This is a genomic window from Bacteroidales bacterium (assembly GCA_029210725.1).
GTDB lineage: Bacteria > Bacteroidota > Bacteroidia > Bacteroidales.
Map to the genome: position 1 here is coordinate 18036 of JARGFM010000028.1, position 17590 is coordinate 35625.

A 17590-nucleotide genomic window follows, 5' to 3' on the forward strand; every position below is an offset into this window, starting at 1 on the left:
GTGACAGGGATTTTCTTATTGGAATGTTGGAAAAAACAACTTAATTTGCACATCCAAAAATAGGGATAATAATTTAATTTATGGCGGAAAAACTGATCAATTTGGAGGGTGTCGATCCCGTTGATTTCTATGGTGTGAACAACGTCCGCTTTAACAAATTCATTGAACTTTTTCCCGATTTAAAGATAGTTTCCAGGGGCAACGAGATCCGTATATCAGGCAAGAAAGAGCGGCTGGTCGATTTTGAGGAGAAGGTAGATCTGTTTTTACGATACCTGAGAAAATTCCAGAACCTCACTTTGCCAGACCTGGACGACCTTCTGAAGGGACCCTCCGATCATATTATGGATGCTCCCGGACGGGAAGGGGAGGTGTTGCTGTACGGTGAGAGCGGACGTAAGATCAGGGCATTAACGGTCAATCAGAAGCGCCTGGTTGATGAAGGGATGCTGAATGACCTGCTGATAGCAGTAGGGCCTGCCGGAACGGGAAAGACCTACACGGCCATTGCCATGGCCGTAAAAGCTTTGAAAGAGAGGGAGGTCAAACGGATTATACTCACCCGTCCGGCGGTGGAGGCCGGAGAAAAGCTGGGCTTTCTTCCGGGCGACTTTAAGGAGAAGCTGGACCCCTACCTCCAGCCTCTCTTTGATGCTCTGAGGGATATGATCCAGCCCAGGAAGCTGATTCAGTTTATGGAGGACGGTACCATACAGATAGCTCCTCTGGCATACATGAGAGGGCGTACCCTGGATGAGGCCTTCGTGATCCTGGACGAGGCGCAGAATGCCACATCCAGCCAGTTTAAGATGTTTCTGACCAGGATGGGACCCCATGCCCGCTTCATTGTTACCGGCGATGATTCCCAGGTAGATCTTTCCCGCAGGGAGGATTCCGGGCTGGTGCAGGCTATCCGGATCCTGGACGGGATCCAGGGAATATCCATCATTCGCTTTGATGACCGGGATATTCTCAGGCACCGCCTGGTTAAATCTATCGTAAAAGCCTATAACAATTCTTAGCAACCGGCTCGGGCTGCCGGCCAGTTGAAGAAAAAACTTAACTTTAAACAAAATAGATACAGTTATGGCCAATGCATTAAAGAGAACATCGTTCAGCCTGGCAGGGCAAAAGAGCCTGTATACGGGAAAGGTCCGTGATGTCTATAACATCAATGATGATTACCTGGTGATGGTGGTCTCTGACCGGATTTCGGCATTTGATGTGGTGCTTCCCAGGGGGATTCCCTATAAAGGACAGGTGCTTAATCAGATAGCCTCAAAATTCCTGGATGCGACTTCAGATATCGTACCCAACTGGAAGATCGATTCACCGGATCCCAATGTGACCGTTGGCCATATGGCGGAGCCCTTCAGGGTGGAGATGGTGATCCGTGGCTATGTGACCGGCCATGCATGGAGAGAGTACCGCGAGGGGAAAAGATTGTTATGTGGAGTTCCCATGGCCGAAGGCTTAAGGGAGCATGACCGTTTCCCCGAAGCGATTATTACTCCCACCACCAAGGCCGAGGAAGGTCATGATGAGGATATTACCAGGGAGGAGATTCTGGCCAGCGGACTGGTATCTGAACAGGATTATATTCAGCTGGAGGACTTCACCAGGGCCCTTTTTCAACGTGGTACGGAGATGGCCGCCGAAATGGGGCTGATTCTGGTGGATACGAAATATGAGTTTGGCAAAAAAGACGGAAAGATCATTCTGATCGATGAGATTCATACGCCCGATTCTTCCCGGTATTTCTATACGGACGGGTATGAGGAGCGCCAGGCCAGGGGGGAGCAGCAGAAACAGCTATCCAAGGAATTTGTGAGGCAGTGGCTTATCAGCAACGGGTTTCAGGGCAAAGAGGGTCAGCAGGTACCTTCCATGCCTGATGCCTTTGTGGAGGAGGTTTCGGAACGTTATATAGAGCTTTTCGAGAGCATTACCGGGGAGAAATTTGTGAAAGCAGATACCAGCCATATTGAAGAGCGCATCCTAAAGAATATCAATGAGTTTATATCCAAATAGAAGCTTTCTGTCTCTATTCCTGGGGATGCTCTTTTTCCAGGCGCTTCTTGTGGCTCAGGAGCCTGTCAGCGTCGGGATAAGCAATAATAAGGTGATCCTGGAGGGAACGGTCTATTACATTCACATGGTGAAGCCGGGCGAAACACTTTATGCCATCTCCAGGGCCTATCATGTTTCTCAGAAGGAGATTGCCATAGAAAACCCCGGGGTTATTTCAGGATTGAGGATCGGGCAGTCGCTTAAGATACCGGTTGAATCAAAGCTTCAGGATGAGATTGATACTTCGGAGTTGCCCGATCCGGCAGGGTCAGGAAACATTCACCTGGTTCAGCCGGGAGAGACCCTCTATGGAATCGCCCGGAAATATGACCTGGAAGAGGAAGATATTTTGGAGGCCAACGAAGGAGTTTCGCCTGAAAACCTGCAACCCGGACAGCGCCTGAGGATTCCCGAGAAAGCTGGCCTTGAGGAGGAACATGCTTATAACGAGGAAGGGCTGATATATCATACGGTGAAAAGGAAAGAAACCTTATACTCTATTGCCGGATACTATCAGGTGACCATGGAGGAAATCAAGGCTGTCAATCCGGAACTGGGTTGGGGAGGGCCTAAAGCTGGACAGAAGATCCGGATCCCGGCACCCCGGCTCACGGATCAGCAGGAGCTAAGAGATGAGCTTTCCGATGAGGAGCAAGCTCCTTATTATGAAGAAGATAAGACGGAATATTATAATTACAGCGAACTTGAGGACAGGCATGACAATATCCGTCGCACCTATCGGGTGGCTTTCTTTGTTCCTTTTGATTTCAGGGAGAAGGAACCCCTGGATTCACTTTTAAAGGATGTGATCTCCGAGAACCGGAAAAACCGGATAATCGAACGTTATATGATGGAGGAGAGAGAGCCACAGTCGGAGCCATTCATGGAATTTTTTATGGGATCGCTGATGGCGATCGATTCCATGAAGCAGACCGGAATGAAACTGGAGGTGCGCTATTATGATACCCGTAGAAGCATGGATAGAACCCGTTCCATTCTGAGGGATGAAAGTCTGGAGGATTTCGACCTTTTTTTGGGGCCCTTCCACGCCTACAACCTGGAAATTGTTGCGGAATTTGCAAGCAGGTACAGAATTCCGCTGGTTACTCCTTTTCACAACGACCTGGATCTGGTCAGGAACAATCCCTACCTGTTCCAGTTGAGTCCTTCCCTGATGAGGGGTTACAGGGAAGCTGCAAAGCTGGTGGCCAGCAAGCATGATTACAATATTGTCTACGTTCGGCAGCTGGATTCGCTGGATATTGAGAAGCATGAGCATTTCAAGGAGTTGATCTTTGATGCTTTTGATGACTATCATCCTTCCGATCCGGTGGTTTTTAAAGAGGTGATTCTTGAACTTAAACGTACGGAGGAGATTATCCACTCCCTGTCGGCCGATAAAAAAAACCTGGTGGTGGTGCCCACAGCCGATGAAGCCCTGGCCTATACCGTGATGTCTTCACTCTATTTTCAATTGGACCATTACGATATTGAGGTTATCGGGAGTCCGTTCTGGACGGAGTTTTCCAGCATTGATTTAAGACATTTTCATCAGTTAAACCTGGTGTTTTACAGTTCTTTCTGGGTGGATTATTACGACCCCAGGATTGAGGGTTTTATGAACAGATTCAGATCTCACTACTACAGTGAACCAGCCAACAGCTCCAAGAAAGGGATCAACTACGGAATCCTTGGTCATGACATGACTTTTTATTTCCTGAACGCCCTGAGAAAGTATGGATCGCGGTTCATTCTTCTTCTGGATCAGTACCGGCCCGAAATGGTGCAGGACCCCTATATATTTTCCCGTATTTCCAGGGTGGGAGGGTATGAGAATGCCCATATTTGTTTCTACCGGTTTGTACCGGATATGACCATTCAGAAGATTGAAGTTCCGGAGCTGCCGGAACGAAGGTACTTCTTTCGGCCCATGGAAGACAGAAGGAGAATGAGGTATTTGAATTTCGAGGGAGGAATCGAATAATCGTATAACGGTGGACTGATGCCGTATTATAAGGGAGGATAAATATGAGGATTACCTGGCGTGTTGTATTCCTGCTTATGCTGGTTCTGGCCAGCTCCTGCAGGAAAAAAGAGAAGGGTACACAGGACACCTATGTGGTGGTGGTTTCCTTTGACGGATTCAGGTGGGACTATACGGATCTGTATGCTACTCCCAATTTCAATGAAATGGCCAAGGCGGGGGTGAAGGCCGAATATCTGCTGTCCTCATTTCCAACCAAGACATTTCCCAACCACTATACGCTGGCTACCGGACTATATCCCGATCACCATGGAATAATCAATAATAGTTTTTATGCTTCCGATCTGGACGGTATTTATCGGATTGGAGACAGTAGCATGGTTACGGATCCTGACTCCTATTTCGGGGAACCTGTCTGGGTGACCGCGGAGAAGCAGGGGGTCCGATCGGCCTCCTATTTCTGGGTGGGCAGTGAAGCTGCAATCGGGGGAGTCATGCCCTCATACTGGTATCCATATGAGGAGTCTGTCCCTTATCTTTCCCGTGTGGATCAGCTTATTAACTGGTTGAAGTTACCCCTCCCTGAGCGTCCCGGACTGGTGTTCCTCTATTTTGATGAACCGGATGGAATTGCCCACGATTATGGCCCGGAACATCCCGAGACCGGAAAAATGGTCACGTATCTGGATTCAGTGCTGGGATATCTCCGCAGTGAGATTGCAGCACTGGAGTACGGGGAGCTTGTAAATCTCCTGGTCCTTTCCGATCATGGGATGGGACCCACATCGTCGGATAAATATGTAAACCTGGAGGAACATCTTAAGGGGGAGTGGACCCGGAGTATTGTGGGTGGGAATCCGGTATATCTCATTCAGCCTCAAGAAGCTTGTGCCGATTCCATTACTACGGCACTGAACCGCCTGGAGGGTGTCACTGCCTGGCAGAAGGAGGATATCCCGGAACGTCTTCATTATGGCAGCAGTCCCCGTTTCCCGGGTATCGTCGTGGTCGCAGACAGTTTATGGAGCATTGGGACCAGGCCCGATCCTTCCGGGTATACCGGGGGAGCCCACGGCTACGACAATGCCTTCACCGACATGCGTGCCATCTTTTATGCAGAGGGACCTGCCTTTAAGAAAGCCTGTCAGGCAGATCCATTCTCCAATGTGGAGGTCTATGGCATTATTGCTGAAGTACTGGGTCTTGACCCTGCACCAAGCGATGGAAATCCGGAGAACGTCCGGTCCATCTTCCGGTAAGAATAGCGGCAGGATACTGTTTAGGGTTGCAGACACTGCCAGGAGGAAGAAAAAGAGGCCGTATCAAAAGGTACGGCCTCTTGCTGTTTCGGGCATGTTATTCCATGCGGCTTATTTGGTGGCTCTTTCCAGCCTTTTCAGGATGGAGAAGATAAATGCAGCCGACAGCAGACAGGTAACCACGAAGATTCCCCACAGTTGCCAAAGCTGGATCCTTTCCCAGAAGAAGCTGCCGATAAATAGAAGTTTGTTCCCAACTGCAGTGGCCAGCAACCACCCGCCCTGCATCACCCCCTGGAACCTGACCGGTGCCACTTTGGATACAAAGGAGAGTCCCATAGGGCTCAGGAATAGCTCGGCAAAGGTCAGAACCAGGTAGGTCGACATCAGCCAGTAGGGCATGATCCGGGAAGTGTCGGGAACGGGATTAACCTGAATCACCTCGCCGGCCTCGTTAAGGAGCTGCAGATCCACGGGCGATATAAGTTTGATGGAACCAATGACCATGACCATAAAGCCAAAGGCTGCGATCACCATCCCGATCCCAATTTTCTTGGGTGTGGAAGGTTCCATGCCCTTTTTATTAAGCCAGGCAAAAGCCGCCATTACCACAAAGGTCAGGGAGACAATAAAGAGAGGGTTAAAGGATTGAAAGACTTCGGGTGCAATGGGATTGCTGGCTTCTCCCTGAGAGTAGAAGTAATATCCGACGGCCCCTCCTGCAATGGTCATGACAGCACCGATAATCCGTTTGTTTTTGAAGGAGTTCTTTCCCACGAGCAGTATGATACCCGCAATAAATACGATTACCGAGAGAATTCTTTCCAGGGTAAAGAACATGAAGGTGCCCGGCCCTACTGATTTTACGGTATAGTCTCTGGCAAAGAAGGTCATGGTAAGTCCGTTCTGGTGGAAACCCATCCAGAAGAAGATCACAACAAAGAAGACCAGCAGCAGAGATACCACCCGCTGTTTCTCTTCTTTGGAGGCAATCATCACGATCCAGGTAACGAAGGCGACAAAGAGGCCTATGGCAGACCCGGTAGCAATATCTTTTACGAAGCTGATCAGCACAGCAGCCACAGCTCCTGCAAAAAGGGCAATCGGGATGGCCAGTGGCTTCTCCCGGAGGGTAATGGTTCTATCTCCGGCTGCTTTCTCCCTTTTGGGAAGATGCTTGTGAAAGATCAGATAGGCCAGCAGGGAGATCACCATGGCAATGGCTGCAATCCCGAAGGCAAAATTATATCCCCGGGAAAAAACTTCAATATAGGAATTGGCAAAGGCTCCCAGATCAGCTACCGGGCCATTCAGGCTGACCGTATCGGCAAGTTGCTGAAGAACGCTTGTATCCTCGAGGATTCCGTCTTTATACTGGTGGCAGAGTGCCGGGAGACTTCCGTCGTGAAGGAAACCATTGGTTTTCAACCACCAGTTCCGGACACCCATTGCGGCAAAAGGTGCGAAGAAGGCACCCACATTGATCCCCATGTAAAAAATTAGAAAAGCATTATCACGTACCTTGTCGTATTTGGGGTCATCATAAAGCTGACCCACCACGGCCTGGAGGTTCCCTTTGAAAAAGCCATTTCCGATGGCAATGGTGAAGAGACTGATCACTGTGACAGAAAGAGGCATTCCCGGGATGGCCATCATGACATATCCCACAAACATGATCACCTGGCCCATGGAGATTACCGCCGTATATTTCCTGGTGGCATCGGCAAGTATTCCGCCTACCAGTGCCAGGGCGTAAATGGCAAAGTAGAACCAGCTGTAAATGTCACCCGCTGTCTCCGCAGCAAGGCCGAATTTTGCCTGCAGGAAAAGCACCAGGATCGCCATCATGGTATAGAAGCCAAAACGCTCCCCCATGTTCGCAAAGAAAGCTACGTAGAGTCCTTTCGGATGTCCTTTTAACATAGAGTTTAGTTTTTATGAATATTCTGATTTTCGTAATGGGGACAAATATAGAAATAGTTTTTTCTTAATTTTGATTCAAACAGCATGTTATGAAAATTTTCACGGCTGCACAGTTAAGGGAAATCGATACCTGTACCATTCAACAGGAACCCATCCGGTCGGTTGACCTGATGGAAAGAGCGGCCGGTTGTCTGACAGGCTGGTATGTGAGGCAGTTCCATACCGACCGGAAGGTGGTTATATTTGCCGGCCCGGGTAACAACGGGGGGGATGCACTGGCCATGGCCCGTATGCTGGCAGACAGGCAATTCCGGGTGGATTGCTATTTACTTCTTTTCGGGACCCTGTCTGAAGATTGCGGAATCAACCTGCAGCGACTGAAGGCCCAGGGCCGGGTTAAGCTTTTCGAACTGGGTAAGGAGGATGCCCTTCCTCCACTGGGACCCACCGATGTGGTGGTGGACGGAATATTTGGTTCGGGACTATCCAGGAAGGTTACCGGTTTTCCAGCCAGGGTCATCAGACATATAAACCAAAATGCCGGTACGGTGATTGCTGTCGATATCCCCTCGGGACTTTTCGGGGAGGATAATAGCAAAAATGATTACCGGGATGTGATCCGTGCCCGTTATACCCTCACCTTTCAGTTTCCTTTTCTCTCCTTTTTCTTTGATCTCCATGAACCGCATGTGGGAATATGGAGGGTTCACGAGATTAAGCTACATCCCGGGACCATCGCGGATAAAAAAACCGACTACTTCACCCTGGAGCCCGAAGATATCCGGGCAGCGCTGCCTGCACGGAATAAATTCGCCCATAAAGGAAGTGTGGGACATGCGCTTATGATCTCCGGATCTTATGGGATGATGGGAGCCGCCCTGCTTGCTGGAGAGTCCTGCCTCAGGTCCGGAACCGGCCTGGTGACTCTTCATATTCCAAAGTTTGGTTACAGCATTGTGCAAACTGCATTTCCGGAAGCTGTTGTAAGCATCGACCAATCCGATATTCTCTTTAGTGAACCGCCCGATCTGAGTCCTTACAGCGCCATTGGCATTGGTCCGGGTCTTGGCTGCAAACCCAATTCAGCGAAAGGCCTGAAACTGTTGCTCGAGAGGGTGGGGGTGCCCCTGGTTCTGGATGCAGACGGACTGAATATCCTCTCCCGGCATCCCGATTGGTATCCCCTGTTGCCGGCGGGGACCATTCTCACTCCGCATCCCAGGGAATTCGACCGCCTGGCAGGAGAAAGCAGGGATTCCTATGAGCGGCACCTGAAACAGCGGGAGTTTGCCCGCAGGTATCAGGTGGTGGTGGTATTAAAGGGGGCCCATACCGGGATCGCCTCCCCGGACGGCAGATACTGGTTCAATACCACGGGGAACCCGGGAATGGCCACGGGCGGGAGCGGAGATGTACTTACTGGTCTGATTACAGGTCTTCTTGCACAGGGGATCCCCTCCCTGGATGCGGCTCTTGCCGGAGTTTACCTGCACGGGCTGGCAGGCGACCTGGCTGCAGAGGCTTCCGGTGAGGAGGCCCTTATTGCCGGTGACATCATTCTCTTCCTGGGAGATGCTTTCCGGGAACTAAAAGCTTAGACTTCGTTAAATCCTAGGTTCTGCCCCTTCAGTACTCGCCGCTTTTATTCAAAAATGCGGTGGTGGACGATGCAGTGATTCCGGACGAGGAAGAAAAAAAAGTCCGGGCCCCGGATGAACAGAAACTCTTCATATGTTTTTTTGTATAACATTCACCAATGAACTAATTTCGTGCTGTATTTGAAGATCCAGGCTATGAAAAAGTTTTTTTATTATACGGTACTGGCAGCCCTGCTCAGCGGATGTGCTTCCAGTGAACCATTACAGCTCCGGGTTACTCCCCTTGGACAGGAACCACAAAAGGTAAATGAACAGTATCTCTATGCTTTGCCACAGACCGTGCTGAAGGTGGAGGTCACCCTGCGGGAACTGCGCAGCGTACCGGGCCCCTACTGGGAGTATGCGGAGAAATATCTGGGGCTTAAAGAGGTCGTTGAAAAAAAGTCGAGCCGATGGAATATCTGGGATGTGTCCATCGAACAACACCAGGAACTTGATCCGAATCACCTTTACACTCTGAATGTGCTGGAAGGAAAGTTTGATGCCGGATTACTGCTGCCATACCTGGAACAGGGGACGGTCCTGCGGGGAACAGAAATTTTACACGAGACTGTAAAGGGCAATGGACTTCATTCCACCAGCAGGGATAACTTCGTCCGGTATGAAGACATGGGGGTGAATAATAACTTTGAGGAGCGTACAGAGACTATGTACAAGACCATTGTGACCGATACTGCTTTTGTGGAAGTACCTGTTCAACGTACGGTTGTTGAACAGAAATCCTCTGCTACTAAAGCCAGGGAGGCGGCTGATTTCCTCCTGGAACTTCGAACCCGCCGTTTTGAGATGTTAACGGGTGAATATGAAGTTTACCCGGATGGGGAGGCCATGGGGGCTGCCATTCAGAAGCTGGACCAGATAGAAGCTTCTTATCTTTCCCTGTTTACCGGGAAGACCATTACCAGGGTGATGAAACGAACATGGTTCCTTATACCCGAGCCCGGTTCCGAGCCTTCTTCCTATCCACTGGATGTATTCTCAAGTGCGCTTGGTTTTGTTCCGCCTGAACTGCTGGATGGAGAAGCTCTCCGGGTGGAGATCAGGCCACTGGGTCAGATCACCAGGCTCAGAGGCTACTTCTCGGCAAACTCCGTTCCCGATAATGCTTTGCTCTACCGAATTCCCGATCTGGCCGAATTAAAGGTGCTGCTCGGTGAAGAGGCTCTGGCCACCCACCGCATCTCCATCTATCAGTCGGGACATGTGGTTAACAGCACGATCCGCTAAGCTGGACCCCGGGGCTATTTAGCCGGCATACTTTCCAGGATCGCCACCAGGAATTCCCAGAATTTTCTGACCGTATCGATTTTCACCTTCTCGTCGGGAGAGTGAGGGAAGCGGATAGTGGGTCCGAAGGAGATCATGTCAAAATTCGGATACACTCCTCCCAGTAATCCGCACTCCAGACCGGCATGGATGGCTTTGATCTTAGGAATTTTCCCGAAATTCCTATGGTAGACATCCTGGCAGGTTTTTAAGATGGGGGAGTCCATATTGGGTTTCCATCCGGGATACCCGCCGCTCAGGGTCACCTCTGCATCGATCAGCTGAAATACTGCTGCAATCTTCCAGGCAGTGGCCTCTTTGGCGGAATCCACCGACGAGCGGGTCAGGTTGTAGGCTTCAAAGCTTCCCCCTTTGATTCTGGCAATGGCCAGATTGTTGGAGGTTTCCACCAGCCCCTTCATGGATTGGCTCATGCGCTGCACCCCGTTTGGACAGGCAAAGATGGCCCGGATAAATCTGGCCTGCTCTAAAACCGGAACTACTTTGAGGGGCATGTCAGTCTTCCCGCAGGTGAAGGACAGGTCCGGTTCAGTCTCGGCAAATTCCCTTTGGTACATCTTCTGATAAGCGTCCACCAGAGCTTCCAGCCTGGGGGAATCAGCAGAGGGCACCAGGATTATGGCCCTTGATTCCCGGGGAATGGCATTCCTCAGATCGCCGCCCGCGGCCTCTGAGAGTCTGATCTTTAAATCCGATTCGGCCTGCATCAGGAAGCGGAAAAGCACCTTGTTGGCATTGGCCCTTCCCAGGGGAATATCCATTCCTGAGTGTCCGCCTTTCAGTCCCTGGACCAGTATCTGGTAGGCAACATGTTCTGCCGGGGCATCTTCTTCCGTATATTTTTTTGAGGCGGAAACATCCACACCACCTGCACAGCCCACATAGAGTTCTCCTTCGTCTTCCGAGTCCATATTGATCAGGATATCCCCATCCAGCAGTCCGGGTTTTAAACCAAATGCTCCGGTCATGCCGGTCTCTTCATCAATGGTAAACAGGGCCTCCACCGGTCCGTGTTTCAGGGTGGTGGATTCCAGAACAGCCATGGCTGCAGCCACTCCAATACCATTGTCGGCTCCCAGGGTGGTCCCCCTGGCAGTGACCCATTCCCCATCGATCAGGGCCTCAATAGGGTCCTTCTCAAAATCGAAATCCCTGTCACTGTTCTTTTGTGGCACCATATCCAGGTGACCTTGCAGAACGACCCCTTTCCGGTTCTCCAAACCGAGTGTGGCCGGCTTTTTAATAATCACATTACCCACTTCATCCACGATGGTTTCCAGCCCGAGGTCCTCTCCGAACTTCTTCATATACTCAATAATCTCAGCCTCCTTTTTGGAGGGCCTGGGGATCTGTGTAAGGGTATGGAAGTGTTTCCATACTTCCCGGGGATCCAGGTTCTTTATATCATTCATTTGAATCGAATTTTAGTTATTTAATCTTCTCAATGTTAGGGAGCTGAAGTCCGTACCCCTTCTTTTTGTCCTCGGCCTTGAGCAGCAATGAGAATACCAGTGCAAGGACTCCAAAGCTGGTAAATATCATCATCGGCAAAGTATAATTATAGGTAGCTACTTGAACGCCTCCTTTTATTTCATATCCTGTGATACAGTACTTTTGAAGCACCCATCCAATCAAAGCGGGCACTCCCATGAGACCCCAGTTCTGTACCCAGAAGATCATAGAGAAAGAAGTTCCCAGGTATTTGTACGGGATAATTTTTGGAACGGATGGCCACATGGCTGAGGGCACCAGGGAGAATCCAATACCCAGAAAAATGATCAGGATGACTGCCAGAATCGTATTGTCAAGAAAGGGAATGGAATAGAGCGCATGGACTACAATGAGTATGAGCGAACCCAGAATCATGATGGTGGCGCCCTTCCCTATTTTATCATAAACGCCTCCGAATAGCGGAGTGAGCAGGATTGCTCCAAAGGGGAGCATGGCCGGAATGGTACCGGCAACAGCATCCGCCACATGAAATTTCTGAACCATCAGATCGGATGCAAACTTCAGGAATGGAAAAACAGCTGAGTAAAACAAAACGCAAAGGAAGGCAAGATACCACCAGCCCCTGTTGCTGATGATATACCTGATATCCGACACCTTGAACTTATCCTCCTCGGGGACTGTATTATTGGCCTTGTCTGCAGCCATTTGAGAAGCGTCCAGTTTTTTGTCCATAAAGGTGTAAATGATAAAGGTGATCAGACCGATGCAGAGCATGACCAGACCAAGCAGCACAGGTTTGGAAACATGTCCCATACGAATCGCAATGGGTGCAGAGACACCGATGGCAAGGGCCGTTCCCAGTCTGGCCACAGAGACCTGCATTCCCATGGCAAGTGCCATCTCTTTTCCTTTAAACCACTTGACTATGATCTTGGAGACCGTGATGCCGGCAACTTCGACGCCTACGCCAAAAATGGCAAATCCCAGGGCAGCCATTAACACCTGAGCTTTCATATCGAACCACAGGATATGCCAGACTACTCCATCCAGCGAATGCGTGGAGACAGCCCAGAATTTTAATGCAGCACCAAGCACCATCACCGAAGCAGCACCCACCCCAGTAAAACGGACCCCCATTCTGTCAAGGACGATCCCTCCAAGGATCAGCATGATCAGGAATACATTAAACCATCCATAGGCACTGGTAAAAACACCGTATTCGGCGCTGTTCCAGGTGAGTTGCTGTTCCAGTAAACCTTTGAGAGGAGCCATTACATCGGTAATGTAATAACCTGCAAGCATGGTAAATGCTACGATGCCCAATGCCGACCATCTTGCTAACGCAGAATCCCTCAGGCTTTTTCTAATCGCTTCCATTCATTTATTTTTAGTTTAACAAGCACTAAAAATAGGAAAAATTACATGGGCGGAAGCGTTTTATAAAACATAGTGAATAAGATCAATGGCCGGATATTCAAAAAATTCCTATTTTCGTAGTCTGAGTCACCTGTATTTTGTAAGGATGTAGTTCCTGAAACGACTGTACCAGTATAATATTAAACGGATACCGATATGAAGAAGGTCTTATTGATCCTGGGAATACTTGCGCTTGGATTGTATACTCATGCCCAGGAAAAAATTAAGTGGCACTCCATGGAGGAGGCCCTTCAACTGGCCGGCAAAGAACCCCGGGTAATTGTCATTGATGTATATACCGATTGGTGTGGGTGGTGTAAACGAATGGATGCCACTACCTTCTCTGATCCTGAAGTGATTGAGATGATGAATGCGCAATTCTACCCGGTCAAACTGAATGCAGAGGGGAAAGAGGATATAATTATAGGGGATCGCACCTTTAAGTTTGTGGATAATGGCCGCAGGGGCTATCATGAGGTGGCTGCCATCGTGACCCGTGGAAGACTCTCATATCCCACTATTTCCTATGTGGATGCACAGGGTAAAGTCCTGGAAGCGGCCCCGGGCTATAAAACCGCGGATCAGTTCCGGATCTATCTGGCCTACTATTCCGATGGGGCATACAGGAATCAGACTTTTGACGAGTTCTCAGCCAGTCTGGCTGCAAAGGAGAAAACGGTGATTCAGAGCCTCTGATAATGCTTCAACATGCTTTCAAGTTCCTGCTTGATCTCTTCTCTCAGTGAGCGGGGCTCCAGGACGGCAGCATCTTTACCCAGACCAAGGACCAGGGAACGGAACTCATAGGTGGGAAAAACCCGGAAACTGAACACGACCCGTTCCTCATTTTCCTCTTCAATATTCTGTGAATCGTGCCACGGCCTGGTGATCAGGTACTGTGCCTGGGTAAGCTGAACCGCCAGCTTGATCAAAGGAGGAGTGCCTTCCGGCGCCATGATCCCGATGGCATACTTAAAATAGTCCTCCACCTTAAAATGCGGAGCTTTATAGGCGGTTCCTTTGACGACCTGCAGGTCCCGGATGCGATCCAGTGCGTAGGTGCGCATCTTCCCTTTGAAGTCGTTGAGACCGATCAGGTACCACCTGGATTCGTGCTCCTTAAGCAGATAAGGGTGCACTTCGTTAAAATAGGGTTTGTCCTCATAAAAGGGGAGGTAGTAGAGCCGCAGCACCTCCTCCTGTTCAATGGCCCGGATAATGGGATCCAGGTAGTGGATGCCCTTGATTTCCGGTGACTGGCTGTAATGAATAAATCCCTGCTTCTTTTTCGAATGATCCATATGGCTTCTTTTATCTTTTAAAAATAGTCTTTCCTGTTGAATACTTAATACGATAATCAGACTCCGGATCGGTATGGGGAAGGAAAAAATATTAACTTAAATGCTTAAATCCAATCCGGACATTATGAAGCGTTTTTTCTCCTCTGTTTTTATGCTCTTACTGATCATATCCCTGAAAGCCCAGCCCCTGGATATGGAACTTCTACAAGGGATGAAGGCCCGAAGCATCGGTCCGGGCGGAATGAGCGGACGTGTCACTGCCATTGATGTGGAGAACAGGAACAATGCTGTATTCTATATAGGAACCGCATCGGGCGGATTGTGGAAGACGGAGAATGGCGGGGTGAATTTCACGCCGCTTTTTGACAGGGAGGAGGTCTCCAGCATCGGAGCCCTGGCCATCGATCCTTCCAATGAGGATATCATCTGGGCCGGAACTGGGGAAGGCAATCCCAGGAACAGCCTGAATGGCGGTTATGGGATTTATAAGAGCCTGGACGGAGGAAGGAACTGGACCCTGATGGGGCTGGAGCGCACGCGGCATATACACCGGATCCTGGTGCACCCTTCAAATCCGGAGGTGGTCTATGTGGGAGCCATCGGCTCCCCCTGGGGGCCTCATCCCGAAAGAGGCGTCTATAAGACCACCGACGGAGGAAGGAACTGGAAGCAGATCCTGTATGCAAATGACTTGAGCGGGGTGGCCGATATGGTCATGGATCCCCGGAATCCCGATAAACTCTTTGTGGCCATGTGGGAGCACCGGCGCTGGCCCTGGTTCTTCAAATCGGGTGGCGGGGGTTCCGGTTTGCATATGACCGTGGACGGCGGTGAAACCTGGAAGCAGCTGAGCTCCGACGACGGACTTCCCCGGGGAGAACTGGGCCGGATCGGACTGGCCATTGCCCGGGGGAATAACAAATATGTTTACGCCTTGATTGAATCTAAAAAGAATGCCATTTACCGTTCCACCGACGGGGGGTATAGCTGGACGAAACGCGGCGACAGGAATATGGGCAACCGGCCCTTCTACTATTCGGAGATCTATGTCGACCCGGCCAACGAGAACCGGGTATATACCCTGTTCTCCCCGGTAAATGTGAGCGAGGACGGGGGGAAGAGCTATTCCACCCTGCTGGGACAGCAGATCCATGTGGATCATCATGCCTGGTGGATAGATCCCGGAAATCCCGACTTTATGATTGATGGAAACGACGGGGGCATGGCCATTACTTACGACCGGGGGAAAAGCTGGCGACATGTAAGCAACTTGCCTGTGTCGCAGTTCTACCATATACGCACCGATATGGAGCTGCCTTATAATGTCTATGGCGGGATGCAGGACAACGGTTCATGGAAGGGGCCCGGCTATCTCTGGAGCAGTGGAGGAATAATCAATACTTACTGGGAGTTTCTGATGGGAGGAGATGGCTTTGATGTGTTGCCGGTACCCGGCGAACCCGGCTTATGTTATGCCATGTCGCAACAGGGAAATGTTCGAAGGATCGATATCGAAACGGGTAACAGCCTGGATATTAAGCCTGCCGCTGACGGTGATACAGAGCTTCGCTTTCACTGGAACTCGGCCATCGCCCAGGACCCCTTCCACCCGAATACCATCTATTTCGGAAGCCAGTTTTTACATAAGAGTGAGGACCGGGGCGATTCCTGGATGATCATTTCTCCCGATCTGAGTACCAACGATACCGCCAAGCAGAAGTTCAATGAGAGTGGTGGTCTCACCTACGATGTGACCGGGGCCGAGAATCATACCTGTATCCTGGCCATTTCGCCCAGTCCGCTTGAAGAGGGGGTGATCTGGGCAGGTACCGATGACGGGAATATCCAGCTGACTACCGACGGGGGGGAATCCTGGACCAACTGCGCCCCGGGGATCAAAGAACTGCCGGAAGGTGCGTGGGTGCCGCAGATTACAGCTTCCGAAATAAACAGGGGAGAGGCCTGGGTAGTGGTAAATAACTACCGGCAGAACGACTATGCGCCCTATTTGTTCCATACTTCCGATTATGGAAAGCGGTGGGAGAGGGTGGTGGGGCCTTCACAGGTGAAGGGCTTTGTGCTTTCCTTTGTGCAGGATCCGGAAGAGCCACGCCTTCAGTTTCTGGGAACCGAACACGGCTTATGGGTAAGCATCGACGGAGGGGCGCAATGGACCAGGTGGACCGTGGGCTACCCCACGGTCCCCACCATGGACCTGGTGATTCACCCCCGGGAACACGATCTGGTGATAGGAACCTTTGGAAGGGCAGCCTATATCATAGATGATATCAGTCCCCTGCGCGTGATGGCCGGGAAGTTTGATCAAATCACCTCATCGGGTATATCCCTGTTCGAGCCTCCGGTGGCTTACCTGGCCGATACCAGGAATGCCCCCGGATACTATTTTTCCGGTGATGCCTACTTCGAAGGCGAAAACCGGCCCAGGGGTGCCAGGATTTCCTATTATGCCCGGGTGGAGGAGAGTTCCGGGGAGGAGAAGAAGGACAGCGTGACCCTTACCGTGATGGACCAGGAGATGAAGCCCGTACGCACCCTGAAAAGGCTTCCTGAAAACGGATTGAACCGCATGGTCTGGAACCTTGACAGGAAAGGGGTCAGGCTAAACTTCAGTGAGCGTGGGCCCGGCACTGAGAACCGCGAACCGGGCGGTGGTGGCCCGGTGCTTCCAGGCCGTTACCGCTTAGAAATCTCCTACAAAGGGGATACAGCCTGGACCTTCCTCCGTGTGGAGGCGGATCCCAGGAGGGAGTACGATATGGCCGGGATGAAAATGAAGCAGGAGAAGAGCGATCTCTTGCTGGACCGGATGCATTCCCTGAACGAGGCCCTGACATTCATCCGGGAGTGCAAAGAGAGTTATGAGCTGGTGGAAAAACTAACAGGTGATCATCCATCCGACGGCCTTAAAGAGGTAACGAAGCTGATGAAGAAGGAGCTGGACCGGATATCCGGGCAGGTTTTCATAAATGAGTCCGTGCAGGGAATCTATCAACCTCCGGATGCCCTGTTTGTAAAGATGAGAGGGACCAATGGCATCACCGCTTCGGGCCGGCCTTTGACAGAAAACCAGCTTAAGAAGCTGGATCAGTATATATCCCAGGCTGATAAGTCCATGGAGATGATCGGCCATTTTAAAGAAAATGAATGGAAACGTTACAGCGAGCAGGTGCAGGCGGATCAGATTTCATTGATCAGATGAAAATGCTATTTTTACTTAAT

Annotated in this window: 12 protein-coding genes; 8 read left to right on the forward strand and 4 right to left on the reverse strand. The window is 50.5% G+C overall.

All coding sequences use genetic code 11. The features are described 5' to 3' along the window. The first annotated feature begins 80 nt into the window (after positions 1-80). The 4 genes from P1P86_13490 (at position 81) to P1P86_13505 (ending at position 5313) form a co-directional block, all read left to right on the forward strand. Positions 81-1022, forward strand: a complete 942-nt coding sequence (locus P1P86_13490; protein MDF1576196.1) for a PhoH family protein — start codon at positions 81-83, stop codon at positions 1020-1022. Positions 1023-1086: 64 nt separating this feature from the next. Beyond that, on the forward strand, positions 1087-2031 hold the full coding sequence (locus P1P86_13495) for a phosphoribosylaminoimidazolesuccinocarboxamide synthase (GenBank protein MDF1576197.1): 945 nt from the start codon (positions 1087-1089) through the stop codon (positions 2029-2031). Continuing rightward, entirely contained in the window at positions 2012-4054 is a 2043-nt protein-coding gene (locus P1P86_13500) for a LysM peptidoglycan-binding domain-containing protein (protein MDF1576198.1), read from the forward strand. Before P1P86_13495 ends, P1P86_13500 begins: the two co-directional genes overlap by 20 nt. Positions 4055-4098: 44 nt before the next feature. After that, complete coding sequence (locus P1P86_13505) at positions 4099-5313, forward strand: ectonucleotide pyrophosphatase/phosphodiesterase (GenBank protein ID MDF1576199.1); 1215 nt, start codon at positions 4099-4101, stop codon at positions 5311-5313. Between the two features lie 111 nt (positions 5314-5424). Here P1P86_13505 and P1P86_13510 read toward each other — a convergent pair whose 3' ends face one another. Next, positions 5425-7236 (reverse strand): peptide MFS transporter, encoded by a 1812-nt coding sequence (locus P1P86_13510; protein ID MDF1576200.1) that lies wholly within the window; start codon positions 7234-7236, stop codon positions 5425-5427. A gap of 89 nt (positions 7237-7325) precedes the next feature. On the opposite strand from P1P86_13510, the gene P1P86_13515 reads away from it, so the two are divergent. Next, the gene (locus P1P86_13515; GenBank protein MDF1576201.1) at positions 7326-8834 is read left to right on the forward strand and encodes an NAD(P)H-hydrate dehydratase; all 1509 of its coding nucleotides are present in this window, start codon (positions 7326-7328) and stop codon (positions 8832-8834) included. Positions 8835-9029: 195 nt separating this feature from the next. Further along, entirely contained in the window at positions 9030-10121 is a 1092-nt protein-coding gene (locus tag P1P86_13520) for a DUF4831 family protein (protein MDF1576202.1), read from the forward strand. Between the two features lie 14 nt (positions 10122-10135). On the opposite strand, the gene P1P86_13525 is transcribed toward P1P86_13520, so the two are convergent. Together P1P86_13525 and P1P86_13530 are read right to left on the reverse strand one after the other, a co-directional pair. Next, positions 10136-11593, reverse strand: coding sequence for an aminoacyl-histidine dipeptidase (locus tag P1P86_13525; GenBank protein ID MDF1576203.1), 1458 nt, complete (start codon positions 11591-11593; stop codon positions 10136-10138). A 16-nt stretch (positions 11594-11609) separates the two neighbouring features. Then, the gene (locus P1P86_13530; protein ID MDF1576204.1) at positions 11610-13010 is read right to left on the reverse strand and encodes an MFS transporter; all 1401 of its coding nucleotides are present in this window, start codon (positions 13008-13010) and stop codon (positions 11610-11612) included. A 195-nt stretch (positions 13011-13205) separates the two neighbouring features. On the opposite strand from P1P86_13530, the gene P1P86_13535 reads away from it, so the two are divergent. Beyond that, positions 13206-13745 (forward strand): DUF255 domain-containing protein, encoded by a 540-nt coding sequence (locus P1P86_13535; protein ID MDF1576205.1) that lies wholly within the window; start codon positions 13206-13208, stop codon positions 13743-13745. Here the strand turns inward: P1P86_13535 and P1P86_13540 are convergent. Then, the gene (locus P1P86_13540) at positions 13733-14350 is read right to left on the reverse strand and encodes a WYL domain-containing protein (protein MDF1576206.1); all 618 of its coding nucleotides are present in this window, start codon (positions 14348-14350) and stop codon (positions 13733-13735) included. The two genes, P1P86_13535 and P1P86_13540, sit on opposite strands and share 13 nt — an antisense overlap. Positions 14351-14450: 100 nt before the next feature. Here P1P86_13540 and P1P86_13545 point away from each other — a divergent pair, with 100 nt between their 5' ends. After that, positions 14451-17570: a hypothetical protein gene (locus P1P86_13545; protein MDF1576207.1), complete on the forward strand. Its 3120-nt coding sequence runs from the start codon at positions 14451-14453 to the stop codon at positions 17568-17570. Positions 17571-17590: the final 20 nt, after the last annotated feature.

Bases quoted from the DNA above. Each gene is read 5' to 3' on its own strand.
- P1P86_13520 (MDF1576202.1), top strand. From the start codon at position 9,030: ATGAAAAAGTTTTTTTATTATACGGTACTGGCAGCCCTGCTCAGCGGA.
- P1P86_13545 (MDF1576207.1), top strand. From the start codon at position 14,451: ATGCTTAAATCCAATCCGGACATTATGAAGCGTTTTTTCTCCTCTGTT.
- P1P86_13495 (MDF1576197.1), top strand. From the start codon at position 1,087: ATGGCCAATGCATTAAAGAGAACATCGTTCAGCCTGGCAGGGCAAAAG.
- P1P86_13510 (MDF1576200.1), bottom strand. From the start codon at position 7,236: ATGTTAAAAGGACATCCGAAAGGACTCTACGTAGCTTTCTTTGCGAAC.
- P1P86_13530 (MDF1576204.1), bottom strand. From the start codon at position 13,010: ATGGAAGCGATTAGAAAAAGCCTGAGGGATTCTGCGTTAGCAAGATGG.
- P1P86_13515 (MDF1576201.1), top strand. From the start codon at position 7,326: ATGAAAATTTTCACGGCTGCACAGTTAAGGGAAATCGATACCTGTACC.
- P1P86_13500 (MDF1576198.1), top strand. From the start codon at position 2,012: ATGAGTTTATATCCAAATAGAAGCTTTCTGTCTCTATTCCTGGGGATG.
- P1P86_13490 (MDF1576196.1), top strand. From the start codon at position 81: ATGGCGGAAAAACTGATCAATTTGGAGGGTGTCGATCCCGTTGATTTC.
- P1P86_13525 (MDF1576203.1), bottom strand. From the start codon at position 11,593: ATGAATGATATAAAGAACCTGGATCCCCGGGAAGTATGGAAACACTTC.
- P1P86_13540 (MDF1576206.1), bottom strand. From the start codon at position 14,350: ATGGATCATTCGAAAAAGAAGCAGGGATTTATTCATTACAGCCAGTCA.
- P1P86_13505 (MDF1576199.1), top strand. From the start codon at position 4,099: ATGAGGATTACCTGGCGTGTTGTATTCCTGCTTATGCTGGTTCTGGCC.
- P1P86_13535 (MDF1576205.1), top strand. From the start codon at position 13,206: ATGAAGAAGGTCTTATTGATCCTGGGAATACTTGCGCTTGGATTGTAT.